Origin of the sequence: Streptomyces sp. DSM 40868 (assembly GCF_011820545.1) — a bacterium.
Lineage (GTDB): Bacteria > Actinomycetota > Actinomycetes > Streptomycetales > Streptomycetaceae > Streptomyces > Streptomyces eurythermus.
Genome location: NZ_CP050504.1, coordinates 2,194,452 through 2,218,876 on the forward strand (window position 1 = coordinate 2,194,452; position 24,425 = coordinate 2,218,876).

At 73.1% G+C, this 24,425-nt stretch carries 18 protein-coding genes; 5 read left to right on the top strand and 13 right to left on the bottom strand.

Annotation, left to right across the window (positions count from 1 at the left end):
• Positions 1-8 precede the first annotated feature (8 nt).
• The 10 genes from HB370_RS09890 to HB370_RS09935 all read right to left on the bottom strand — a co-directional run bounded on the left by HB370_RS09890 (position 9) and on the right by HB370_RS09935 (position 13,509).
• A complete protein-coding gene (locus tag HB370_RS09890) occupies positions 9-881 on the bottom strand; it encodes an alpha/beta fold hydrolase (RefSeq protein WP_030790505.1) in 873 nt (290 codons plus the stop codon).
• 167 nt (positions 882-1,048) lie between these two features.
• Positions 1,049-2,053, bottom strand: a complete 1,005-nt coding sequence (locus tag HB370_RS09895) for a DNA polymerase (RefSeq protein WP_030790507.1) — start codon at positions 2,051-2,053, stop codon at positions 1,049-1,051.
• On the bottom strand, positions 2,050-5,556 hold the full coding sequence (locus tag HB370_RS09900; RefSeq protein ID WP_030790509.1) for a DNA polymerase III subunit alpha: 3,507 nt from the start codon (positions 5,554-5,556) through the stop codon (positions 2,050-2,052). The genes HB370_RS09895 and HB370_RS09900 overlap by 4 nt, the downstream gene beginning before the upstream one ends.
• A 196-nt stretch (positions 5,557-5,752) precedes the next feature.
• Positions 5,753-6,652: a S1 family peptidase gene (locus tag HB370_RS09905; RefSeq protein WP_030790511.1), complete on the bottom strand. Its 900-nt coding sequence runs from the start codon at positions 6,650-6,652 to the stop codon at positions 5,753-5,755.
• A 243-nt stretch (positions 6,653-6,895) separates the two neighbouring features.
• Positions 6,896-7,678, bottom strand: coding sequence for a DUF1684 domain-containing protein (locus HB370_RS09910; protein WP_030790513.1), 783 nt, complete (start codon positions 7,676-7,678; stop codon positions 6,896-6,898).
• A 22-nt stretch (positions 7,679-7,700) separates the two neighbouring features.
• Positions 7,701-9,002, bottom strand: a complete 1,302-nt coding sequence (locus tag HB370_RS09915) for an NtaA/DmoA family FMN-dependent monooxygenase (RefSeq protein WP_078637732.1) — start codon at positions 9,000-9,002, stop codon at positions 7,701-7,703.
• A complete protein-coding gene (locus HB370_RS09920) occupies positions 8,999-10,081 on the bottom strand; it encodes an LLM class flavin-dependent oxidoreductase (protein ID WP_030790520.1) in 1,083 nt (360 codons plus the stop codon). Before HB370_RS09920 ends, HB370_RS09915 begins: the two co-directional genes overlap by 4 nt.
• 34 nt (positions 10,082-10,115) lie before the next feature.
• The gene (locus HB370_RS09925) at positions 10,116-10,877 is read right to left on the bottom strand and encodes an amino acid ABC transporter ATP-binding protein (RefSeq protein ID WP_030790523.1); all 762 of its coding nucleotides are present in this window, start codon (positions 10,875-10,877) and stop codon (positions 10,116-10,118) included.
• Positions 10,874-12,655 (bottom strand): FAD/NAD(P)-binding protein, encoded by a 1,782-nt coding sequence (locus HB370_RS09930; RefSeq protein ID WP_030790526.1) that lies wholly within the window; start codon positions 12,653-12,655, stop codon positions 10,874-10,876. The genes HB370_RS09925 and HB370_RS09930 overlap by 4 nt, the downstream gene beginning before the upstream one ends.
• Positions 12,652-13,509: an amino acid ABC transporter permease gene (locus tag HB370_RS09935; protein WP_030790528.1), complete on the bottom strand. Its 858-nt coding sequence runs from the start codon at positions 13,507-13,509 to the stop codon at positions 12,652-12,654. Before HB370_RS09935 ends, HB370_RS09930 begins: the two co-directional genes overlap by 4 nt.
• Before the next feature lie 437 nt (positions 13,510-13,946).
• On the opposite strand from HB370_RS09935, the gene HB370_RS09940 reads away from it, so the two are divergent.
• Positions 13,947-14,867, top strand: coding sequence for an ABC transporter substrate-binding protein (locus tag HB370_RS09940; protein WP_037702857.1), 921 nt, complete (start codon positions 13,947-13,949; stop codon positions 14,865-14,867).
• A 311-nt stretch (positions 14,868-15,178) separates the two neighbouring features.
• Positions 15,179-15,616, top strand: a complete 438-nt coding sequence (locus HB370_RS09945) for a cell division protein SepF (RefSeq protein ID WP_030790534.1) — start codon at positions 15,179-15,181, stop codon at positions 15,614-15,616.
• Between the two features lie 36 nt (positions 15,617-15,652).
• Here the strand turns inward: HB370_RS09945 and HB370_RS09950 are convergent, their stop codons facing one another.
• Together HB370_RS09950 and HB370_RS09955 are read right to left on the bottom strand one after the other, a co-directional pair.
• Entirely contained in the window at positions 15,653-16,843 is a 1,191-nt protein-coding gene (locus tag HB370_RS09950) for an acyl-CoA dehydrogenase family protein (RefSeq protein WP_030790537.1), read from the bottom strand.
• A gap of 715 nt (positions 16,844-17,558) precedes the next feature.
• Entirely contained in the window at positions 17,559-19,184 is a 1,626-nt protein-coding gene (locus HB370_RS09955) for an MFS transporter (RefSeq protein WP_030790540.1), read from the bottom strand.
• Between the two features lie 259 nt (positions 19,185-19,443).
• Here HB370_RS09955 and HB370_RS09965 point away from each other — a divergent pair, with 259 nt between their 5' ends.
• Together HB370_RS09965 and HB370_RS09970 are read left to right on the top strand one after the other, a co-directional pair.
• Positions 19,444-20,706, top strand: a complete 1,263-nt coding sequence (locus tag HB370_RS09965) for a mannosyltransferase family protein (RefSeq protein ID WP_030790543.1) — start codon at positions 19,444-19,446, stop codon at positions 20,704-20,706.
• 238 nt (positions 20,707-20,944) lie between these two features.
• Positions 20,945-21,964 carry a phosphatase PAP2 family protein gene (locus tag HB370_RS09970; protein WP_030790545.1) on the top strand — a complete coding sequence of 340 codons (1,020 nt, stop codon included), beginning with the start codon at positions 20,945-20,947 and terminating at the stop codon, positions 21,962-21,964.
• 105 nt (positions 21,965-22,069) lie between these two features.
• Here HB370_RS09970 and HB370_RS09975 read toward each other — a convergent pair whose 3' ends face one another.
• Positions 22,070-22,285, bottom strand: a complete 216-nt coding sequence (locus HB370_RS09975) for an I78 family peptidase inhibitor (RefSeq protein ID WP_030790548.1) — start codon at positions 22,283-22,285, stop codon at positions 22,070-22,072.
• Between the two features lie 420 nt (positions 22,286-22,705).
• On the opposite strand from HB370_RS09975, the gene ctaD reads away from it, so the two are divergent.
• On the top strand, positions 22,706-24,391 hold the full coding sequence (ctaD, locus tag HB370_RS09980) for a cytochrome c oxidase subunit I (protein ID WP_030790552.1): 1,686 nt from the start codon (positions 22,706-22,708) through the stop codon (positions 24,389-24,391).
• Positions 24,392-24,425: the final 34 nt, after the last annotated feature.

Genomic DNA, 24,425 nt, shown 5'->3' on the forward strand with positions numbered 1-24,425 from the left:
GCGGCGGCTCAGCCGAGGGCCGAGGCGCAGGTCGTGGGGGTGGCGTGGGCCGGGTCGAGGGCGTTGGCCACCTCGTGGAAGGCGATCCGGTCGAACAGGCCGATCGCGAGGTGTTCGGACAGGTCGAGCGGGCAGAGGTCCTGGAGCAGGACGTTGCGGACGTCCGAACCGCTCAGGTACTGGGTGCGCCAGGGGGTGACCACCTCGTCGTACTTGGTGGCGATGACGGTGTAGCGCACGCCGGGGACGGTGTCGCCGCCCGCGTTGAGCTTGGTGAGGAAGCCGGAGCCGGCGATCTGGTCGGCGAGGCCGGGGGTGGCGGCGTCGAGCAGGTCCTCGGCGCCGGGGAAGTACGGGAGCAGGTTGGTGAGGCCGTTCAGGTCGGTGCCGTGGTTGTCGGGGGCGATGCCGACGAGGGCGTGCACCTTGGCCGCTCCGCCGAGGAACTTCAGGTAGTAGCGGGGCATCATGCCGCCCTGGGAGTGACCGACCAGGTCGGCCTCGGCGGCTCCGGTCGCGGCGAGCACCTTGTCGACGAAGGCGGACAGCTGCCCGGCCGACTTGTCGATGGGCCCGAGACCGTGGAAGAGGGGCACCCCGGGGAGCCGGCCGTAGTCGAGGGAGTAGACGCAGTATCCGCGGCTCGTGAGGTACGGGGCGAGGCCGAGCCAGTTGTCGACCGAGTTGCCGAAGGTGCCGTGGACGAGGACGACGGGCCGGGGGTGGGCGGCGGACGGCTTGCACGTGTAGTCGTTCCAGCCGCTGCTGGTCGCGGCGGTGCCGGAGGCGCCGGCGGTGGCGGTGGCGGCCGGTACGACGGCGGCGGCGACGGCGAGCAGAAGCGCGGCGAGCGGTCTGAGCGCTCGCTTCCAGGGCAGCATCGTGTGATCTCCTTGCGGCTCAAAGGGAGGTGCACGGCCTGACCCTGTGATCCGGATCACGGGATGCTGTTCACTCGTCAAGTTACGGTCGAGTAGTCCAACTGTGAAGTTACGCGTCAGTAAAAACTTGCAGCGCTAACCCGCCAGGAGCGCGCGGCGGGCCGGAGTCACGCCGCCAAGGTGCCCGGGAACACCGCGCGGGGGCCGAACTTCGCTCGGGCTCGGTCTGCTGTTTCCTCGAGGCGGCGGGTCTTCTCGTCCACCGGGTCGAAGGTGAGCTGGTGGGCGGCCCGGTCGGCGGGGGTCAGGTCCTCGGCGCGCAGGGCGAGCGCGCGGACCCGGGCGCGTTGCAGGCCCAGCGCCTCGTACATGCCGTAGGCCGTCCTCGTCAGGGCCGCCGAGTGCGCGGTCGGCTCCCTCAGGGCGCGGCTGCGGGTGGTGGCGATGGGGGTCCCCCCGCTCGAGCGAAGTCGGGAGTGGGGGAGGTCGGCGTAGCGGACGGTGAGGGTCAGGGTGCGGCAGACCTTCTCCACCGCGCGCAGCCGGGCGCCGATCTCCTCGGTGGCCGACAGCAGCGCCCTGCGGTGCCGGTCGGGGTCCAACTCGTCGAGGGAGAAGGTCCGTTCCGTCACCAGTGAGCGCGAGACGGCGTTCGGGACGACCCGGCCGCGGTCGACGCCGCTCGCCTTCTCCCGCAGTTCCCGGCCCGCCCGCGCCCCGATCAGCCGCTGGAGCGTGGACAGCGGCGCGGCGGCGACCCGGCCGAGGGTGTCCAGGCCGTACTCGTCCAGGGTGCGGGCGGTCGCCGCGCCGACGCCGGGCAGCGCGGTGACGGGCTTGCCGGCGAGGAACTCGGCGACGGCGTCCGCCGGGACCGCGCGGGTCACCCCGGGCCGGGCCTCGCGCAGCGCCACCCGGGCCAGCATCGGGCCCGGCCCGGCGCCGATCGCGCAGTCGACGCCGTACCGGGCGAGGGCCCGTACCCGGATCACCGAGGCCAGCTCCACCGCGTCGCGCCCGAAGTACCGTTCGGCGCCGCGCAGATCGGCCAGCGCGCCGTCCGGCGGCAGCGCCTCCACCACCGGGGTGAACTCCTCCAGCAGCCCGAGCAACCCCGGCAGGGCCGCCTCGTACATCGGCGGCAGCTGGAAACGTACGCAGAGGATGGTCATCCCGCACTCCCCGGACTCTGGTGCCACAACTTCCGTACCGCCGCGGGGGCCCGCGCGGCGTCCTCGCCCGCGGGCCGCAGATCGGCCCAGGGGTGCATCTCGTACCCCGTGGGCATGCGGATCGTCCGGTCCGCCATCGGATCGCGGGCCGCGGAGCCGGCCGGCGCGGGCGGTCCCTCGGATCCGGCGACCCGGGCCCGGAACGGACCGCCGTCGGCCTTCGCCGGTGTCCCGTCCGCGCCGGACGGCGCGGCCAGCCGGGCCGCGACCCCGTCGAGCCCCTCCGCGCGCCGCACCTCCACCAGGTCGGCGAGGTTCCAGGCGGCGGAGCCGACCACGCTGAGGCTGCGCGGGCCGCGTCGCTGCACCACCCCGCGCACCAGCAGCAGCCAGGAGTGGAAGACGGTGTGGGCGCAGGCGTCGTGGGAGTCGTCGAAGAAGGCCAGGTCCACCAGCCCCGTGCCGTCGTCCAGGGTGGAGAAGATGACCCGCTTGCCGGAGCGGATCGGCGGGGTCTGGGTGGCCGCCTTGGCGCCCGCGACCAGCACGGTCTCCCCGTGCCGGGCCGTACGCAGCCGGCGCGCGGAGACCACGCCCAGCTCCGCGAGGAACTCCCGGTGGTCGTCCATGAGATTGCGCGAGGCGTCCATGGACAGCACGCCCAGCTCGGCGCTGAGCTTCTCCGCCGGGGTCAGGTCCGGCAGCCCGGCCGGCGCGGTCTTCCGGCCGCCGGCCAGGGGGAGTTGGCCACCACCGCCGCCCCGGGCCCCCCGGTGCAGCTCGGACAGGTGCAGTTGCAGATCGCGCCGGTTGGCGCCGAAGGCGTCCAGCGCGCCCACCTGGGCGAGCCGCTGGGCCAGCGGGCGGCTCGGCCGGGCCCGTTCCCAGAAGTCCACCAGCGAGGAGTACGGCTGTCCGTCCGCGATCCGCCGTGCCTCGGCCTCGCTGATGCCGTGGACGTCGCAGAGCGCCAGCCGCAGCCCCCATTTCTTCGACTCGGACACCAGTTCGATCCGGTGGGCGGCCCCGGAGACGTTCACGTCCAGCGGCAGGATCGGCACCCCGCGCCGCCGGGCGTCGGCCAGCAGCAGCCGCTTCGGGTACATCCCCGGGTCGTGGGTGAGCAGCCCGGCGTAGAAGGCGGCCGGGTGATGGGCCTTCAGCCACGCCGACTGGTAGGTGGGCACGGCGAAGGCGACGGCGTGCGCCTTGCAGAAGCCGTACGACCCGAAGGCCTCCACGATCTCCCAGGTACGCCCGATCGTCTCCGCGTCGTACCCCCGGGCCGCCGCCCGCCGGGCGAACCACACCCGGATCCGGCCCTGCGAGCCGGGATCGGACAGCCCGCGCCGCACCCGGTCGGCCTCGCCCCGCCCGCAGCCGGTCATGATGGCGACGATGTCGATGACCTGCTCGTGGAAGACGACGACCCCGTACGTCCCCTTCAGCGGCTCCTCCAGGTCCGGGTGCGGGTAGCGCACCGGCGCCCGTCCGTGCCGCGCCTCGATGAAGGGCCGCACCATGTCGGCGGCGACGGGACCGGGCCGGAACAGCGAGATGTCCACGACCAGGTCGTGGAAGGTGCTCGGCTGGAGCCGCCCCACCAGGTCCCGCTGGCCGGGCGACTCGATCTGGAAGCAGCCGAGCGTCTCGGCGGACCGGATCAGCCGGTAGGTCTCCGGGTCGCCCGGCTCCACCGCGTCCAGGTCGATCCGCTCCCCGGTCGCCCGCTCCACCTCGGCGACCGCGTGCGCCATCGCCGACTGCATCCGCACCCCCAGGACGTCCAGTTTGAGCAGCCCGAGGTCCTCCACGTCCTCCTTGTCGAACTGCGCCATGGGCAGCCCCTCGCCGCTGGTGGGCACCACCGGCGTACGGGCGAGCAGGGAGGCGTCGGAGAGCAGCACCCCGCACGGGTGCATGGCGACCCCGCGCGGCAGCGCGTCGAGCGCCTCGACCAGCTCCCACAGCCTGCCGTACTTCTCCCTCTCCCCGGCGAGCCGCCGCAGTTCGGGCAGTTCCGCCAGCGCCGCGCGGGCGTCGCGGGCCCGGATGTGCGGAAAGGACTTGGCGATCCGGTCGGTCTCGGCCGGGTCCATGGACAGCGCGGCGCCCACGTCCCGGATGGCGTGCCGGACCCGGTAGGTCTCCGGCATGGCGACGGTCGCGACCCGCTCGCCGCCGAACCGGCCGATGATGGCCCGGTAGACCTCCAGCCGCCGCGCGGACTCCACGTCGATGTCGATGTCCGGCAGCACCACCCGTTCCTTGGACAGGAAGCGTTCCATCAGCAGCCCGTGCTCGACCGGGTCGGCGTGCGCGATCCCGAGCAGGTGGTTGACGAGCGACCCGGCCCCGGAACCGCGGGCGGCCACCCGGATGCCCATCGCGCGTACGTCGTCGACGACCTGGGCGACCGTCAGGAAGTAGGAGGCGAAGCCGTGGTGGGCGATGATGTCCAGCTCGTGGTGCACGCGTTCCCAGTACGCGCGCCGCCCGCCGTAGCCGAGCCGCAGCATGCCCTCCGCCGCCCGCGAGGCGAGCGCCCGCTGGGCGGTGCGCCGGCCGGCGCCGACGAGGTGCGGCTCGGGGAAGTGCACGCTGCCCAGGCCCAGGTCGTCCTCGGGGTCGACCCGGCACTCGGCGGCGGTGGCCAGGGTCTGCTCCAGCAGCCGGTGGGCGGTCTGCCGCCGGTACCCGGCGGCCTCCACGATCCGTTCGGCGGCGTCCAGCATGGCCGGGGCGTCCTTCAGCCAGGCCTCGCCGGAGTCCAGTTCCCCGCGGGGGTCGATGGGCACCAGGCGCCGGGCGGCGTCCAGCACGTCGGCCACCGGTCCCTGCCCGGGGTCGGCGTACCGGACGGCGTTGCTGAGCACCGGCCGCACCCCCTGCTCGGCGGCGAACCCGACGGTACGGGCCGCCAGCCGCAGCGAGCCGGGTCCGGTGCCGGTACGGCCGTGCCAGACGGCCTCCAGGCGCAGCGCGTCGCCGTACACCTCGCGCCACGGGGCCAGCAGGGCCGCCGCCCGGTCGGGCCGGCCGGCGGCGAGCGCCCGCCCCACGTCCGAGTCCGGTCCGAGCAGCACCACCAGTCCCTCGCCCTGGTTGCCGGCCCATGGCAGCAGCGGGGTGCCGCCGCCCGCGTGCGCCGCGGTGACGAGCCGGCACAGGCCGGCCCAGCCTCGGGCGCCGTCCGCGGCGAGGAAGGTCACCCGGGGGTCGGACTCGTCCACGAAGGCTCCGCCGCGCACCGGGTTGCGGCGCTTGTCACGGCGCCCGGGCTCCCTCGGCGCCACCGCCAGGTCCACCCCGAACAGCGGACGGACGCCCGCCCCGGCGCAGGCCTTGGCGAAGCGCACGGCACCGGCGAGGGTGTCGCGGTCGGTCAGGGCGAGGGCGTCCATGCCCCGCTCCGCGGCGCGCTCGGCCAGCCGCTCCGGGTGGGACGCCCCGTACCTCAGGGAGAACCCGGAGACGGTGTGCAGATGCGCGAAGCCCGGCACACCCACCTCCCGCACACGTGAGCCCCGAAACGACTCTCGAACATCAGTTCCCTACTGCTCTCCCCACCATACCTCCATTGCCGAACATGTGTACGACACCCGTTCGACCGCCTCCGACCTGCACAAACGCCCCGCGACCAGACGACGAAGCCCCCGCACACCGGGGTGTGCGGGGGCCGGGCCGGTACGGGGGGCGTCAGAAGACGTGCACCCCGTAGGCGCTCAGCGCCTCGGTGACCGGCTGGAAGAACGTCGTACCGCCGGAGGAGCAGTCGCCGCTGCCGCCGGAGGTCAGGCCGTAGGCGGTGGTGCCGCCGTACAGCGGGCCGCCGGAGTCGCCGGGCTCGGCGCACACGGTGGTCTGGATCAGGCCGGAGACGATGTCACCGCCGCCGTAGTTGACCGTGGCGTTGAGCGCGGTGACCCGGCCGCTGTGCGTACCGGTCGTGGAGCCGCGCCGGTAGACGGTCGTGCCCACCGACGGCGTGGCCGCGCTGGTGATGTCCTGGCTGCCGACGGCGCCCGACTTGGTCACCGAGCTGTTGGTGTAGCGCACGAGGCCGTAGTCGTTGCCGGGGAAGCTGGACCCGGCCGTGGTGCCGAGCGTGGTGGTGTGCGAGGAGTTCGACCACCAGGTGCCCGCGCCGTCGGTGCAGTGCCCGGCGGTGAGGAAGTAGTAGTTGCCGCTGGAGTCCTGGACGTTGAAGCCCAGCGAGCAGCGCCAGCTGCTCGCGTAGATGGCGTCGCCGCCGGAGATCAGCTTGTTGAACTTGCCCGGCGTGTGCTTGATCACCAGGGCGTCCGCGCCCGCCCCGGCCTGCTTCTTGATCTTGGCGATCTCGGCCTGGGACACCGTGCTGTCGACGGTGACGACGACACGGTTGGTCTTGGCGTCCACCGCCCAGGCCGTGCCGGGGACGTCGGCCTTGAGCACGGAGTCGCTCGCCCGGGTGAGCTGGGCGGAGCTGAAGGTGTGGACGTCGCTGGCGTTCGCGGTGGGGGCGGCGAACGCCGCCGCGGCGAGGAAGCCCGCGGCCACGGCCGTCAGCTGGACCCGTCTTGCGGTGGCGCGGGGAGTGGTGCGCTTGATCCTCACTTTTCGTTCCCTCCAAGGGAAGTCGGGGGCCCGCGTGGGGTCGGGGCCCGTGAGGCGCAGCCAGGAGCCCGACCGGGTTGCGATGTACATGCCCCTGACAAGCGCTGGGGTGGAGTATTCGGCCGAACGGCCGGTCGGCACAAGGGTGCCTTTCGGCCGTCGCCCCGGAACCACCCGAACGCCCCCGAGACACCACCGGACCGGCCCCGCGCCTCCCGGGCGGGACCGGCCGGCGCACCGCGGTCAGCTCAGCCGGCGCTCCCCCGCCTCCACCGCCACGTCCAGCGTGTTGCCGGGGGCCGGCAGGGGGCAGATGAAGTGGGCGGCGAAGGCGCACGGCGGGAGCTGTGCGCGGTTGAAGTCGACGGTCACGCGCCCCTCGGCATCCGGCGCCGCCGGGAACAGGAAGCGGAACCGGAAGCTGGTGTCGCCGCTGGTGGCGTCGGCGAACACCGCCCACAGGCCGCCGTCCGCCCGCCGCGCGACCTTCAGCGTCCGCTCCCGGCCGGCCAGCGGAAAGACCAGCTCACCGGCGAGGTCGAAGCCGCGCTCGCGGCCGTCGGCGTTGCCGAGCCGGACGGTGCGGGTGGAGTCGTACGGCGTGAACCGGCCCGGCACCGACCAGCGGGGGTCGTAGGGGCCGGCCTCGATGCCCCGGAAGGCCCGCCGGGCGGCGGAGGCGGGGTCGTACACCCGTACTCCCCACACGCCCTCGCGCACCAGGACGACCAACCGCTTCTCCCCCAGCGCGACCCGCGCCGCAGCCTCCGGGCCGCTGTCGGCGGCCAGCCGGGTCTCGCCCGCGAAGGGCCGGCCGGCCACGGTCAGGCCGTCGCCCTCGGCAGCGGTGAGCACCACTCCGTCCGGCTCCGCCACCCACTTCCCGGGAATGTCCGGAAGTCGACCATCCGGATAGTCCTCGATCCAGTGCGTCGCGGTCAGCGCGAGCGGTCCGTAGGGCGCCGAGACGCTCTCCACCCGCTCCTCGTGCCACTGCTTCCAGGCGTCGGAGGCGTCCGTCGTCATCTCATCGGTTCCTTTCCTCATGTCATCCGTCGTCATCCGTCGTCCCTCCCGGCACCCCGAGATGGGAGCGGAGCGTGCCGCCCCGGTATTCCGTGCGGAAGGCGGAGCGCTCCTGGAGCAGCGGCACCACCCGGTCCACGAACTCCTCCAGCCCGTCCGGGAGCTGCGGGGCCAGCAGGAAGCCGTCGGCGGCCCCCTCCTCGGCGTACCGGTGCAGTTCGGCGGCGACCGTGCCAGGCGTGCCGACGAAGGACTGCCGGCCGCTCGCCTCGATCACGGTCTCCCGCAGGGAGAGCCCCTTGTCCTCGGCCAGGGCGCGCCAGCGCGCGGCGAGCGCGCGCGTTCGGCGGTCCCGGGCGCGCGGCTCGGTCCGGGGCAGCGGGCCGTCGGGGTCGTATCCGGACAGGTCCGTCCCCCAGATCCGCTCCACCGCGCACAACGCGTGGCGCGGGGTGATCAGCAGCCGTCTGATCCCGGCGGCCCGCTCCCGCGCCTCGGCCGCGGTGTCCCCGAGGACGACGGTGATCCGGGACATCACCTTCAGGTCCCCGGGGGCGCGGCCGTACGCCGCGAGCCGCCGTTTGACGTCGGCGTAGCGGGCGCGGGCCGGCTCCGGCGGGGCGTGCCGGACGAGGAGCACGTCGGCCCAGGCCGCGGCCGGCTCCCGGGCCCGCTCGGACTCCCCGGACCGGATCACCACGGGGTGGCCCTGGGGCGAGCGGGGCAGCCCGAACTCGCCCGCGATGTCGAAGTGCCGGCCCCGGTGGGCGAACGGCCGGGGCACCCCCTCGGGGGTCACGGAGTCCCATAACGTCCGTGCGGCCAGGACGAGTTCGGTGGCCCGGCCGTACGGGTCCGGCCGGCCGGCGAAGCGGTGGTCGGCGCCGGTGCGGGGGTCCGCCGAGGCCGTGACCCGCCAGCCCGCCCGGCCCGCGCTCAAGTGGTCCAGGGTGGCCAGCCTGCGGGCGAGTTCGTAGGGCTGGGCGCAGGCGGCGTTCACGGTGGCGGCGAGGCCGAGCCGGGTGGTGATCCCGGCGAGCGCGTTCAGTACGGCGACCGGCTCGGGCCCGCCGGCCGGGGCCGGCTCGTGCGGCCGTCCCCGGTGCTCGGGCAGCGGCGGTTCCTCGTCCAGCAGCAGGAAGTCGAACAAGCCGCGCTCGGCGGTGCCGGCGAGCCGTTCGTAGGCGGCGAACGCGATCCGGGATCCGGCGCGCGTACCGGCCCACACCGCGTCGGGCCCCAGACCGGCCGGGTCGTCGGCGCCCGCGTCGGGCCGGCCCGCGCCCGGCGGCGCGGCCGCCAGATGCAGCTGTCGTACGGTCATGACGCTCTCCGGGACACCGCCGGCGCCCCGGACACGGCGTACCGGTTGGCGGGCCGGGCCAGGCCCAGGTGCTCGCGCAGGGTGCTGCCCGGGTAGAAGGTGCGGAACAGGCCGCGGTGCTGGAGCAGCGCCACCGTGCCGTTGACCAGCCGCTCCAGGTCCCGGCGCGGTTCGACGGGGACGAAGTGGAAGCCGTCGGTGACGCCCTCGGCGTGCCAGGAGGCCACCAGCTCCGCGAGGTCGACGGGGCCGCCCCGGTACAGCGGCCCATGGACGGTGGGGCGCGGCCCGCCGCCCCCGTGGCCGGGCTCCGCCGCGTGCTCGCCGTCGCCGAGGTCCACCAGCAGGCTCACCAGCACCCGCAGTGTGTCCGGGTCCCGTCCGAAGGCCCGCGCCTGCTCCCGCAGCCGGTGCCGTACGCCCGCGGCCTGGGCGGGTGAGGCCGCCCGGACCAGGGCGACGTCGGCGTGGCGGGCGGCGACCGCGCAGGCGTGGGCGTCGGTGGCGTCGACCACGCGGACCGGGTGGCCCTGCGGCGGCCGGGGCACGGTCGAGGGCCCCCGGACCGAGAAGCCGGTGCCGGTGAAGTCGACGCGGTGCACCCGGTCCCCGTCGAGGAAGCGGCCGTCGGCCACGTCCCGGATCTCGGCGCCGTCCTCCCAGCTGTCCCACAGCCGCGCGGCCACGTCGGCGACCTCGTCCGCCTCCCGCCACAGGGCGTCGGCGGGTGCCGTGGGCCGGCGGCCGAACAGCCGGGCCTCGTCCTCGGTGACGGACACGTCGATCCGCCAGCCGGCCCGGCCCCGGCCGACCCAGTCCAGGGTGGCCACGGCGGCCTGCACCCGGAAGGGCTCGGTGTGGGTGGTGGTGACCGTCGGCACCAGTCCGATCCGCCGGGTCGCGGGCGCCACCCGGCACAGCACGCCGAGCGCGTCGGGGCCGGGCCGGGCGAAGGAGTCGTCCAGCGTCACGAAGTCCAGCCCGCCGCGCTCGGCGAGCCGCGCCAGAGCGGTGAACGCCCCGCCGTCGAACACCCCCGGCAGATCGAGCGCGGCCGCGAGATGCACCAGCCCCCTCATGCCGGCCCCCTCCCCGTCACATGCCGTTCCACCCTCACAGCACCTTCGCCAGGAACGTCCGGGTCCGCTCCTCGCGCGGCGCGCCCAGCACCTGCTCCGGGGTTCCCTGTTCCACGATCCGGCCGTCGGCCATGAACACCACCGTGTCGGCGACCTCGCGGGCGAAGGCGATCTCGTGGGTGACGACGATCATCGTGGTGCCCTGTGCCGCCAGGTCCCGGATGACGTCCAGCACCTCCCCCACCAGCTCGGGGTCGAGCGCGGACGTCGGCTCGTCGAACAGCAGCAGTCTCGGCTCCAGCGCGAGCGCCCGCGCGATGGCCACCCGCTGCTGCTGTCCGCCGGACAGCTGACGGGGATAGGCGCCGGCCTTGTCCCCGAGCCCGACCCGCTCCAGCAGGCGGTGCGCGGTCTCCTCCGCCGCCTTCCGGGGCCGCTTCAGCGCGGACACCGGCGCCTCGGTGACGTTCTCCAGGACGGTGAGGTGGGGGAAGAGGTTGAAGTTCTGGAAGACGAACCCGATCCGGGTGCGCTGCCGCAGCACCTCGCGCTCGGGCAGTTCGTGCAGCTTGTTCCCGGAGCGCCGGTAGCCCATCAGCGCGCCGTCCACGCTGATCTCGCCCCGGTCCACCTTCTCCAGGTGGTTGATGGTGCGCAGCAGGGTGGACTTGCCCGAGCCGGAGGGGCCGAGCACGACGGTGACCTCACCGGTGCGCACCTGCAGGTCGATGCCATTGAGCACCTCGAGCGAGCCGAAGCTCTTGTACACCGACCGGATGTCGACCATGACGCTCATCGCGTGAGTTCCTTTGCTTGTGGGGCCGCTTCGGGGGCCGCCTGTGAATGGAGGAAGGACAGCACCGCCCGGGCGGTCGCGTCGTTCTGCCGGAACGCGGGGCCGCCGGTGCGCGGCCGGGTGAACGCGCCGGGGGTGCGGACGTCGGTGTACGGGCCGAGCGCGAACCGCCGGGGGTGCGGCCGCCCGGCGGTGTCCAGGATCCGGCCGTCGCCGGGGTCGGTCCGCAGCAGTCCGTCGGGGGTCTCGGCGGCGCCGTCGGCGCGCAGCGCGCGCAGCAGGTCGTCGCGGGCCCGGCCGACGGCGGGCTCGGGCAGCCGGGCCTCCACCAGCGCCCGGGCGGTGACGGCGAAGCCCGGCACGGTGGGGCTGGCGGCCCGGAACACCCCGTCCTCGGCGGTGACGGTCATGCCGGCCCCGACGAACCGGAGCAGCCCGGCCCGGGACAGCGCGAGCATCTGCCGCAGCCGGGGTCCGGGCGGCCCGGACGCCAGGTAGCTGAAGAACCCGTGCCACCAGGGCCCGATGTCGCCGAGCCGCACCAGTTGCCCGTAGACGGAGAGCAGCCCGAGGAAGACGGCCAGGTCGGGGCTGTGGGCGGGGTCGTGACGGCGGCGCAGGTCCGCCTCGATGTAGTCCCGCAGCCCGTCCTGGAAGGCGTCGTGCGAGGCGTACCGCACGCCGTCCAGCGGGTGGTCGAGCGCGGCCAGGTCGAGCCGGTCGGCGGGGTCGGGCACGGCGGCGGCGACCAGCGCCCGCAGCTCGGCGGGGCCGCCGGCCGCCGCGTACTTCTCCTCGAAGTCCCGCCAGGCCATCGCCGTACGCCCGGGGTGGGCGGTGAACAGCCGGTGGTAGTGGGCGAAGCCCAGCTCCTTCTCGACCAGCGGCCACACATCGCGCCGGAAGTCCGGGCCGCCGGGGCGGGCCAGCAGGGCGTCCACCTCGGCGGGGCCGAGGAAGCGGGGCAGCGGCGGCCGGTCGCCGGTGAGGTCGTAGCCGATCTTGGAGTGGTACGGCACTCCGCGCCGGGAACCGACGTAGAGCACCGGCTCCCGCCCCGAGGGCAGATACGTCTCTCCTTCGTACCGTCCGCCGCGGCCCTCGGTGAGCAGCACCATCAGGTCCACGAAGGCCAGCCCGAAGCCGCGGACGAGGACGGGTTCGCCGGGCCGCAGCGCGGACAGGTCGCTGTCGGCGGTGAAGTCGGGCGGCAGGTGCACCAGGCCGTGCTCGCGGGCGTAGGCGGCCAGCGCGGCCTGCTCGCCGTCGAGTTCGGCGTCCAGGTGGCCGAGGGCGAGGATCACCAGGTCGGCCGGGAGCGGTTCCGGGCGGCCGTCGAGCCACACCTGCTGGCGGCCCTCGCGGGGCCCGCTGATCCTGAGGGCGCGCCGGGGGTGGTGGTGGACGGTGACGTTCGGCGGCAGGGCGGCCCGGGCCTGGTCGTAGACCCAGCGCAGATAGCGGCCCTGGACCCGCCGGTCGGGGAAGACGCGGCCGTCGAGCCCGGCCCACTCGTGCAGGGTGGGGCCGGGGCGTACCGGGCCGTCCATGGCCACCGTGTCGTCGGTGAACATGGTGACGTCCTCGGCGTGCGAGTTCATCCACAGCAGCGGGGACTGTTCCTGGCGCCATATGCGTCCGCCGCCCGGCGGGTGGGGGTCGACCAGGTGGATGTCCAGGGCCTCGCCCGCGTACAGGGCGGGCGCGTTGGCGGCGAGGCGTTCGAGGACGCCGGTCCCCCGCGGCCCGGCCCCGACGATCACCAGCTGCTGCCTCATCGGGTCCGCTCCGTGCCGCGCGCGTAGCGTTTCTCGACGTAGTACTGGCCGATGCCGAGCAGCGAGGTGACCACGGCGTACCAGAGGGTGGCGACCATCAGCAGCGGGATCACCTGGTAGGTGCGGTGGTAGACCAACTGGGCGGAGAACAGCAGGTCGTTGACGGCGATGATGCTGACGATCGAGGTGCCCTTGAGGGTGCCGATCAGCATGTTGGCGGCGGGCGGCACGATGGAGCGCATCGCCTGCGGCAGCACGATCCGCCACCAGCGCCGGCCGGGGCTCAGGCCGAGCGCCTGGGCGGCCTCGATCTGCCCGCGGTCGACGGAGAGGATGCCGCCGCGCACGACCTCGGCGGCGTAGGCGGCCTCGTGCAGGGTGAGGCCGACGATCGCGACGGCGACCGGGCTGAGCAGGTCGACGGTCTTCACGCCGAAGACCTGCGGGTACAGCGCCCCGATGTTGAACCACAGCAGCAGCTGCACCAGGATCGGGATGGACCGGAACAGCCATACGTAGCCCCAGGCGACCGCGCGCAGCACGGGGTTGGCGGACAGCCGGAACGCGGCGAGCAGGGTGCCGAGGGCGAAGCCGAGGGCCATCACCACGGCGGTCAGCCACAGGGTGAGCCACAGTCCGCGCAGGATGGCGTCGGAGGTGAAGTACTCGGCGACGACGTCCCATTGGAACGCCTTGTTGCTCAGGACGGAGTTGACGGCGAACCCGAGCAGCACGAGGACGACGGCGGCCGCCGCCCACTGGCCGAAGCGGCGGCGCGGGACGATCCGCGGGGCGTCGGCGGGTTCGGGGGTCTTGGCCGTGGCGGGGGTCTGGGCGAGGGTGTCGGATGACATGCGAAGGCTCCGTGACGCGTGAATCGTCGGAACGAAGGTGATGCCTTCACACGGGCGCGCCGCGCGGCGCGATTACGGCCGAGCCCCTCAGCAGGACCGTATGCCGAGAGTACGGGGCCGTTTCGGTCCGCTGTCAAGGCTGTCCATACTGTGAGCCGTACATCTCAAGTCAGTTGACGCGGAACCGGATGCCTGTTCCACTTGGCCCATGCATCCACAGCAGTGGCTGGTCACCCGCTCCCACATCGACTTCGGTCGCGTGTGGTCCTGTTCCTGTTGAGCTGACCCCCTGCGCGTGCCCGCCGTTCAGGCGGGCCTCCTCGCGTTCTCTTGCTCCTCCCCGCCTTCACACGCGCCCCCTCCCCTCGCGTTTTTCGCATACCCGTCTGCTCCCAGGAGACCGCTGACCGATGCGTACGCCCATTTTTCGGTATGTCATGCCCTTTACCGCCATCACATCGGCCGCCCTGCTGCTCACCGCCTGCGGTTCGGGCTCCGGCGGCGCGGACGGTACGGACGCCTCGGGAGTGGCGGCCAAGAACGCCGGGATACCCACCACCGACGTCGTCTCCGCCATCCCGAAGGACCCGGCCGCGGCGAGGCTGCTGCCCGCCGGCACCACCGGCCTGACCGTCGCGGTCAGCGTCGGCGGCACCCCGCCCGGCACCGCCTACCTGGGCGACGGCAAGACCCTGACCGGCCAGGACGTCGACTTCACCCGGGCGGTGGCCCGGGTGCTCGGCATCAAGCTGAAGGTGGAGCAGGCGAGCTTCGACGCGATCCTGCCCGCCCTGGACAGCGGCAAGTACGACTTCGGTGCCAGCAACTTCGGCGTCACCGACGAGCGCCGCAAGACCGTGGACTTCGTCACCTACGTCAACGACGGGCAGGGCTTCGCCGCCCGCAAGGACAGCGAGCTGACGAAGATCACCGACCTGAAGCAGCTGTGCGGCCTGAACGTGGCGACGGGCGCGGGCACCACCTTCGAGGCCACGCTGGAGCGGAACAAGCACGTCTGCTCCGACGCGGGCAAGAAGGAGTACCGGGTGCAGACGTACGGCGAGCAGAGCGCGATGTGGTCCTCGCTCCAGCAGGGCCGCAGCGATGTGGTGATGTCCACGATCAACGGCCTGCGCTACGCCGTCGCCCATCAGGAGGGCCTGAAGTTCCTCAACGAGTACCACCGCCTGGACGTCGGCTTCGCCTTCAAGAAGGGCTCGAAGCTGGCGCCGGCCTTCCAGGCGGCCGTCAACAAGCTGCTCTCCGACGGCTCCTACGAGCGGATTCTCAAGAAGTGGGGAACGACCGGATCGGCGATCAAGGAGTCCCGCATCAGCCCGCCGGAACAGAGCGACTGAACAGCGCGACCCCACAGAGGAACTGACGGCCAGACGGGCCCCGGCGACCGCCGGGGCCCGTCTGAGCGCCTGTCAGGATCACCCGGACGCACCTCTTCTCACCCGTCCGCCGCGAACAATCATATTTCACTCTCAGTCAGCAGCGGTATGACTCAGGACCCTTGGGGCACAAGGACTCTCGACGGATCGGCTGTGCACCAGTACCGTCACAAACCCCCCGCGCGGCGTCTATCCACTTGGCGCGCCGTCCGCATCATGGATGACCATAGGGATGCGGAAAGCAAGAAAGACCGCTGTGAGAGGAGGCGTCCATGGGATCGGTACGCAAGGCGAGTGCATGGCTCGGCCTCGTCGACGACAACGATGACGAGCGCTACTACGACGACGACTACTCCGAGGGCACCGAGTCCGGGGACGCCTGGGTCACCGACCCGCGCGTGCGGGTGGCCACGGACACCGCCGAGGAGAAGGGCCGCCGGATCGGCACGGTGACCCCGGACAGCTTCCGGGACGCCCGCGCCATCGGCGAGCTGTTCCGGGACGGAGTCCCGGTCATCATGAACCTCACCAACATGGAGCCCGGCGACGCCAAGCGGGTCGTGGACTTCGCGGCCGGGCTCATCTTCGGGCTGCGGGGCTCGATCGACCGCGTGTCCAACCGCGTGTTCCTGCTCACCCCGGCCGACACGGAGATCATCAGCGGCGAGGCGTCCGCGCACCGCTCCGACGGCTTCTTCAACCAGAGCTGAGGCAGGGCCGCTCACGGCCCCGCCCTGCCAGGGGGCTCACCGGAAGGCGTCCAGCCCGGTGAGCGCCTTGCCCAGCACCAGCTGGTGCATCTCGACGGTGCCCTCGTAGGTGAGCACCGACTCCAGATTGGTCGCGTGCCGCATCACCGGGTACTCCAAGGAGATCCCGTTGGCACCGAGGATCGTCCGCGCCGTACGGCAGATCTCGATGGCCTCGCGGACGTTGTTGAGTTTCCCGAAGCTGACCTGTTCCGGACGCAGCCGCCCGGCGTCCATCCGCCGCCCCAGATGGTGGGCGAGCAGAATCCCCTTGTGCAGCTCCACGGCCATGTCGGCGAGCTTGGCCTGGGTGAGCTGGAAGCCGCCGATGGGCCGCCCGAACTGCTCCCGTGACCTCGCGTAGTCCAGGGCCGCCTCGAAGCTGCTGCGCGCGGCGCCCATCGCTCCCCACACGATGCCGTAGCGGGCGTGCGAGAGACAGCTGAGCGGTCCGCGCAGCCCGGTCACCTCCGGCAGCACGGCGCTGCCGGGCAGCCGTACGTCGTCCAGGACCAGTTCGCTGGTGACGGAGGCGCGCAGGGACCACTTGTGCTTGATCTCCGGCGCCGAGAAGCCGGGGCTGTCGGTGGGCACGACGAAGCCGCGGATGCCCTCCTCGGTCTGCGCCCAGACCACGGCCACCCCGGCGACCGAGCCGTTGGTGATCCACATCTTGCGGCCACTGAGGACCCAGTCGTCGCCGTCGCGCTTGGCGTGGGTGCGCATCGAGGCGGGGTCGGAGCCGTGGTCGGGCTCGGTCAGCCCGAAGCAGCCGATCACCTCGCCGGCCGCCATGCGCGGCAGCCACTGCCGCTTCTGCTCCTCGCTGCCGAACCGGTGGATGGCGTACATCGCCAGGGAGCCCTGCACGGAGACCAGCGACCGGATGCCCGAGTCGGCCGCCTCCAGCTCCAGGCAGGCCAGCCCGTACTGCACGGCGCTCGCGCCCGCGCAGCCGTACCCGGTGAGCGACATGCCGAGGGCGCCGAGCGCGCCCAGTTCGCGGGCGAGGTCCCGGATGCCGGGCAGCTCGCCCCTCTCGTACCAGTCGGCGACGTACGGCAGGACGCGGTCGGCCGCCCAGTCCCGGACCGTGTCCCGGATCGCCAGGTCCTCCGGTTCCAGCAGATCGTCGATGCCGAGCGGGTCGGCGGCATCGAAGGGGGGCAGCTTCGCGGACGCGGACATGGGACACCCTCCGGGACGGAAACGCGACAAAACTAGCAGCGCTAGTTACGGCTCTCCGGCCGACGTTACGGCGGAGCGTCCCCCACGTCCAGAGCGGACGGCACGGTGTCGCGCCCGGACGAGCGGATCGGCATGGTGGCCCATACCTCAGCGGATCGACACGGTGTCGCGCATGCCCGGGCGGATCGGCACGGCGTCCCGCACGCCTGGACGGTTCGGGACGGTCCTCCCACACGCCCGGCCGGATCAGCACGGCCTCCCGCACCCCCGGCCAGATCGGCATGGTCCCCCCGCACACCGGGCCAGATCGGCACGGTGGTCGCGCGTCCGAGCGGATCGGCACGGTCCCCTCGCACACCCGGCCAGATCGGCACGGTGGCCGCGCGTCCAAGCGGATCGGCACGGTCTCCCACACCCCCGGCCGGATCAGCACGGTCCCCCCACCCGGCCAGATCGGCACGGTGTCCGCGCGTCCGAGCGGATCGGCACGGCCTCCCGCACACACGAGCGGACCGGCCCCGCACGCCCGAGCCGACCGACACGATCCCCCCGCGCACCCGAACACACCGGCACGACCTCCCCACACCCGAGCACAACGGCACGGCCTCCCGCACACACGAGCGGACCGGCCCCGCACGCCCGAGCCGACCGACACGATCCCCCCGCGCACCCGAGCGCACCGGCGCGGTCTCCCGCGTATCCGGCGGAGCCCCGGTCAGGCGGTGACGCGGGGTTTGCCGGGGGTCGGTTCCGCCTCGCGGGGTGCCGGGAGGCCCAGCTCCGCGCCGTCCGGTTCCTCGCCGCACTGCATGACCCACGGCAGCCGCAGCGCCAGCACCGCGCCCAGCAGCAACAGTCCGGCGCTCACCAGCAGCGTCACATGCAGCCCGTGCACGAAGGAGTCGCGCGCCGCCCGGCGCAGCGCGGCCCCGGTGCCCCCGCCGAGCCGCCCGGCCACCTCGTAGGCCTCGCCGAGCGAGTGGCCCGCCGCGTCCGCCGCGGGCCGGGGCACCCCGGGCACCGAGCGGAGCCCCGGGGCGTAGGCCGCGTTCATGACGCTGCCCAGCAGCGCGATGCCGATGCCCGCGCCGAGCTGGTACGACGTCTCGCCGATCGCCGCCGCGCCGCCGGCCTGGCCGGCCGGGGCCTCGCTCAGCATCGACTCGTAGGCGCCGAAGAGGGTGGTCTCCAGGCCGAAGCCCAGCAGCACGAACCCGGCCAGCAGCAGCGGCGGGTCGTCGGCGCCGCCCATCGCGGTCAGCGTCAGCACCGCCGCGGCCGTCAGGCAGAACCCGGCGCACACCATCCGGCGCGGCCCGAACCGGCGCAGCACACGGGCGCCCGCCAGGCCCGCCGCCATCGCCGCGACGGTCAGCGGCAGCAGCCTCAGGCCGGTCTGCAGCGGGGACAGCCCGAGCACCAGTTGCAGGTACTGCGCGGCGACCAGCTCCAGTCCGACCAGCGCGAGCATGGCCAGCACGATGCAGCCCACCGACGTGCCGAACGCGGGCCGGGCGAACATCCGCAGTTCCACCAGCGGGTGCGGGTGCCGTCGCTGGCGCCGTACGAAGAGGAAGAGGAGGGCCGCGCCGGCCAGCAGGGGCAGCACGGTGACCGGGCTCGCCACCGCCTCCCCGCCGCCGAGCCGCTTCACCCCGAGGACGGCGCAGAAGAGCCCGCCCGCCGCGAGCAGCGCGCCGGTCACGTCCCAGGGGCCGTCGTCCGTGCCCCGTGACTCCGGCAGCAGCATCCGGCCCACCGGAAGACTGACCAGCATCAACGGGATGTTGACGAGGAAGACCGAACCCCACCAGAAGTGCTCCAGCAGGAACCCGCCGAGCAGCGGTCCGACCGCCGCGCCGACCGCCGCCACCGCGCTCCAGACGCCGATGGCGAGGGCCCGCTCACGCCGGTCGGGGAAGACCTGCCGGAGGATCGACAGGGTCGCCGGCATGATCATCGCGCCGCCGGCGCCGAGCAGCGCGCGGGCGAGGACGAGCATCGGCGCGCTCCAGGCGAACGCGGCCAGCGCGGAGGCGACGCCGAAGAGGCCGTAGCCGAGCAGCAGCACCCGTCTGCGGCCGACCCGGTCCCCCAGGGTGCCGAAGAGGATCAGCAGCGAGGCGCAGACCAGCGGGTAGACGTCGACGATCCACAGCAGTTCCACGGCGCCGGGCCGGAGGTCCTCGGTGACGGCGGGGACCGCGACGTGCAGCACGGTGGCGTCGAGCGCGACGAGCAGCAGGCTCACGCACAGGACGACGAGGACGACCCACCGGTCGGCACCGGCCCCGGCCGCCCGACGATGCCGCCCTACGGCAGCCGTGGTCGTCCCGGACATGTACGTACCTCCCAGATGATCCCTCGCGCGGGGCGGACCGACGGGGCGGGGACTGACCGTCGTACGGCCGGAGCGAGCGGTGTCTCCGGCCCGCGCGAACCCACGCGAGTGACTCGTCAGCGTACGCGAGCCGGCCCCGCGGACACGTGGCGGACCTCTCACACGCACGAGGCAACCCGTGTGGCGTACCGCACGTCGCCGCCCCTTGACCGTGACCCGGCGACCGGTCCGGTACGCGGCGCGGTCGATAATCGAGCCCGTGAGCGATCTTGAAACGCGCGTGGTCCCGGCCCGCGCCCCTCTCCTGCGCCGGGCGGTCCCGGCCCTGCTGGGCTACGCGGTGGTCCGCGCCCTGGGGCTGGCGGTGCTGGCGGGGTGGAGCGCGGCGCGCGGCAAGAGCGCCTACACGCTGCTGACCGCGCGCTGGGACTCGCTCTGGTACACCCGGGTCGCCGACCTGGGCTACGGCTACGAGGTGCGGCTGCCGAACGGGGACGTCCACTCCAACCTGGCGTTCTTCCCGCTGCTGCCCTGGCTGGAGCGGCTGCTGCACGCCGTCGCCCCGCTGTCGTACGCGGACGCCGGGTTCGTGGTGAGCCTGCTGGCCTCGCCGGCCGCCGCGGCCGGGATCTTCGCCGTGACGGACCGGCTGTACGGCCCCCGGGCCGGCTTCTTCGCGGTGCTGCTGTGGGCGGTGCTGCCGGTCGGGATCGTGCAGTCGATGGCGTACAGCGAGTCGCTGTTCACGGCGCTGGCGGCCTGGTCCCTCTACGCGGTGCTGACCGGGCGGTGGGTGAGCGCGGGTGTGCTCGCGGCCCTGGCGGGGCTGACCCGGCCGGTGGGGATGGCGGTGGTCGCCGCGGTGTGGACGGCGGGCGTGGTCTCGTTCGTGCGAGAGCGCGGCACGCGGCACGCGCCGGGCGCGCACCCCCACACACACGCCCCCGGCGCACACGGCCCCGACGGCCACGCCCCCGACGCGCCGGCCGACACGCAGGTCGGCTCGTCCGCGCCCGGCGGCCCCGTCCGGCGTCGCGCGCTCGGCATGCTGCTCGCCCCGCTCGGGGCCGCCGGGTACGTCCTGTGGGTCGGCCGGCGCACCGGCGCCGGCCCGCTCGGCTATCTGGACGTCCAGGCCGGCTGGCGCAACGGCTTCGACGGCGGCTACGCCTTCGCCCGCTTCGTGGCCGGCCGGTTCACGTCCTTTCCGTCCGCCCTCGCCGGCCTCGGTCTGATCGTCGGCGTGGCCCTGCTGATCTGGCTGTACGTCACCTGTGTGCGCGGGCGCCAGCCGGCCGCGCTGCTGGTCTACACGGGCGTCGTCCTCGCCCTCGCCCTGTGCGCGTCGAGCTACTTCGGTTCCAAGCCACGGCTGCTGATGCCTGCCTTCCCCCTGCTGCTGCCGCTCGCCCGCGCCCTGGCCCGGCGGCGCACCCCGGTCGCGGCCCTGGTCACGGCCGGTCTGGCGGGCGTCGCGGCGGTCTACGGGGCGTTCTGGCTGAACGGTTCCGGGCCGCCGTGATCGACTCCGACGGCCCGATGACGTCCGGGAGAATTCCACGCCAGGACCGGGTTAACGCATTCATAAGCGCCATATAAACAACACCCGGCGTGATCAAAGGAATTGGCCCGATCGGTCTCCCCGGATTGCGGAATCGGGGGAATTCTGGCCGCCCTTGAGAGGTTTCCCACATCACATCGTCATCACAAAGCCGCAGTTTCGACCGGGAACACCGCTCACTCGCTGTAACGTCGATTGGGTGCGTACCGAACGAAACCTCACCCGGCGTCTGGACCGGGTGTTCGCCAGACTGGACCGGGAGCCGGAACGACCGGCCCACATCGATATGCCGCGGATGAGCCGGCACCGGGTCGTGCTGTTCTCCGCGACCCTGGCCTTCTACCTGGCGATCGTGTGGGCCGTCGTGACCACCTCCTGGCTCGTCCGGCTGGACTGGCAGGTCATGTTCTTCCGGCCGTACCAGCAGTGGCCGGAGATCCACGCGTTCCTCGACTACTACGTGGTGCTGGGCCAGCGCGGCCCCACCGCCGTGATGGTCGCGGCCTGGCTCGGCTGGCGCTCCTGGCGGCAGCACACCCTGCGCCCGCTGCTCACCCTCGCCACCTCGCTGCTGCTGCTGAACGTCACCGTCGGTGCCGCCAAGATCGGCATGGGACGGCTCGGCCCGCACTACGCCACCACCATCGGCTCGAACGAGATGGGCCTGGGCGGCGATATATTTCCCAGCGGCCACACCGCCAACGCGGTCGTCACCTGGGGCATCCTGGCCTATCTGGCCTCCACCCCGAGAGCGCGCCGCTGGCTGTCGGCCCTCTCCGCGGTCACCTCGCTCGGCGTCGGCCTCACCACCGTCTACCTCGGTACGCACTGGCTGAGCGACGTGTTGCTGGGCTGGGCCGCCGGCCTGCTGATCCTGCTCGCCCTGCCCTGGTTCGAGCCGCTGATCGCCAGGGCCGAACTGTTGCTGTTCGACCTGCGCGACCGCTGGCGCACCCGCCGCGGCCGGCCCGAGCCGGCCGTCCCGGTCACGCCGGTCGCGCTCCGGCCGCTCGGCACCCCGGCGGAGCAGCCGGCCCCGGCCCGCGAACCGGTCTCCCCGACCCGCGCCTCCCGGGGCCTCGCGCACCTGGCACCGGGACCGCACACCACCCGGTCGGAGCGCACCCCGGTCACCCCGGTCGGCAGCCGGCGCCCGCCACACGCCGACCGCCTGCCGCGTGGCACGAGCCAGCCGGCCCGCCCCCTGACGGGCGGCTGACGGAGACTCGGGCGACGGGGTCCGGTACGCACCACCTCCCCCGCGCCGACGGCGAAGGCCCCGCTCCTGCGACAGGAGCGGGGCCTTCGCCGTACCGGCGCCGGGTCACCCCCTCCAGGCCCGGCTCACCCGGCCGTCCCGTACCTCGAAATTCAGCCGTCCGGCCCGGTACTCCATGGTGATGATCGCACCCGGCGGCAGCGCCCGTACCGTGGTCCAGCCGCGCCGCCGGGCGAGCCGTTCGGCGTGGGCGGCGTCCAGGCCGACGTACCCGTCCGGATTGTCCTGGGGCTCCGCTGGCGGAGTGGGAATCGGTGCCATACGGCCACGCTAGCCGGGACCGGCCGGGCAGGAGAAGCGGCCGCCCCCGGTCACATCTCCGTCACAGCTTCCGGGCCCGGGTTTTGTCCGAAGTCCGTCACACGTGTGGGGGGTTTCCGTTCGGCTTACCGGGGTAATCGAACAGAATTCACGCGTGTCGGACGGCGCCTTCGAATTCCCCGGCGGAAAGTGCCGCAGTGGGGATCGGGGCGGACCCGGGCGCGATTCCCCGCGAATCCGGTGCGGTACCACGGCATCTGACGCCACATGGGAAATTCACGGATCCGGCGCGACCGCCGGCCGCGCCCCGCCCCGGTGCACGGCCCGGCGGGCATCTCGGCGGCCGCTCGCGGGTACCCGCCCGCGGGCCGGGGGCGACCGGCGGGCGGGCCCGGGCGCGACGATGCGAAGGGGCGAGCGATGGGGACCGAGACCGCAGGGGTGACGGCACGTCCGGCGGGGCGCCACCGGGCCGGCCGGGTGGTGGTGGACTGGCTCTCCACCACCGACCACAAGAAGATCGGTCATCTGTATCTGATCACGGCGTTCGGCTTCTTCCTGGCCGGCGGGGTCATGGCGCTGCTGATGCGCGCCGAACTCGCCCGGCCGGGGCTCCAGCTGATGGACAACAACCAGTTCAACCAGCTGTTCACGCTGCACGGCACGATCATGCTGCTGCTGTTCGCGACCCCGAGCTTCGCGGGCTTCGCCAACGAGCTGATGCCGTTGCAGATCGGCGCCCCGGACGTGGCCTTCCCCCGGCTGAACATGCTGTCGTACTGGCTGTTCGCCTTCGGCGGGCTGATCGTGCTGGGCTCGCTGGTGGTGCCGGACGGGCCGGCCGCGTTCGGCTGGTTCGCCTACGCGCCGCTCAACGACGCCCACCACTCCCCCGGCGTCGGCCCGGACCTGTGGATCATGGGCCTGGCGCTGTCCGGTTTCGGGACGATCCTGGGCGCGGTCAACTTCGTCGCCACGATCATCGGGATGCGGGCGCCGGGCATGACGATGTTCCGGATGCCGATCTTCACGTGGAACACGCTGTTCACGTCGATCCTGATCCTGATGGCGTTCCCGGTGCTGGCGGCGGCGCTGCTGGTGCTGGAGTCGGACCGGCGGTTCGGCTCGCAGGTGTTCCAGGCGGCGAACGGCGGGTCGCTGCTGTGGCAGCACCTGTTCTGGTTCTTCGGGCATCCCGAGGTCTACATCATCGCGCTGCCGTTCTTCGGGATCATCACGGAGATCATCCCGGTGTTCAGCCGCAAGCCGGTCTTCGGCTATCTGACGCTGGTCGGTGCCACGATGGCGATCACCGGGCTGTCGATGGTGGTGTGGGCGCACCACATGTTCGCCACCGGGGCGGTGCTGCTGCCGTACTTCTCGCTGATGTCGTTCCTGATCGCGGTGCCGACGGGGGTGAAGTTCTTCAACTGGACCGGCACGATGATCAAGGGGTCGCTGTCCTTCGAGACGCCGATGCTGTGGGCGATGGGCTTTCTGGTGACGTTCCTGTTCGGCGGTCTGACGGGGGTGATCCTGGCCTCGCCGCCGCTGGACTTCCACGTCACGGACTCGTACTTCGTCGTCGCCCACTTCCACTACGTCGTCTTCGGCACGGTCGTCTTCGCGGTCTTCGGCGGCTTCTTCTTCTGGTGGCCGAAGTTCACCGGCAGGATGCTGGACGAGCGGCTGGGGAAGATCCAGTTCTGGACGCTCTTCACCGGCTTCCACACCACCTTCCTGGTGCAGCACTGGCTGGGTGCCGAGGGCATGCCCCGCCGCTACGCCGACTATCTGGCGTCCGACGGCTTCACCGCGCTGAACACGGTCTCGTCGATCGGCTCCTTCCTGCTCGGCCTGTCCACGCTGCCGTTCCTGTACAACGTCTGGAAGACCGCCACGCACGGCGAGAAGGTCGACACCGACGACCCCTGGGGCTACGGCCGCTCGCTGGAGTGGGCGACCTCCTGCCCGCCGCCCCGGCACAACTTCGTCACCCTGCCCCGCGTCCGCAGCGAGTCCCCCGCCTTCGATCTGCACCACCCGGAGTACGCGGGCCAGGCCCCGCAGCCCGAGCCGAAGGGGCATCAGGCGCGGTCCTCGTGAGGCCGGGCACCGGACACGGACGGCCGCCTGCCCC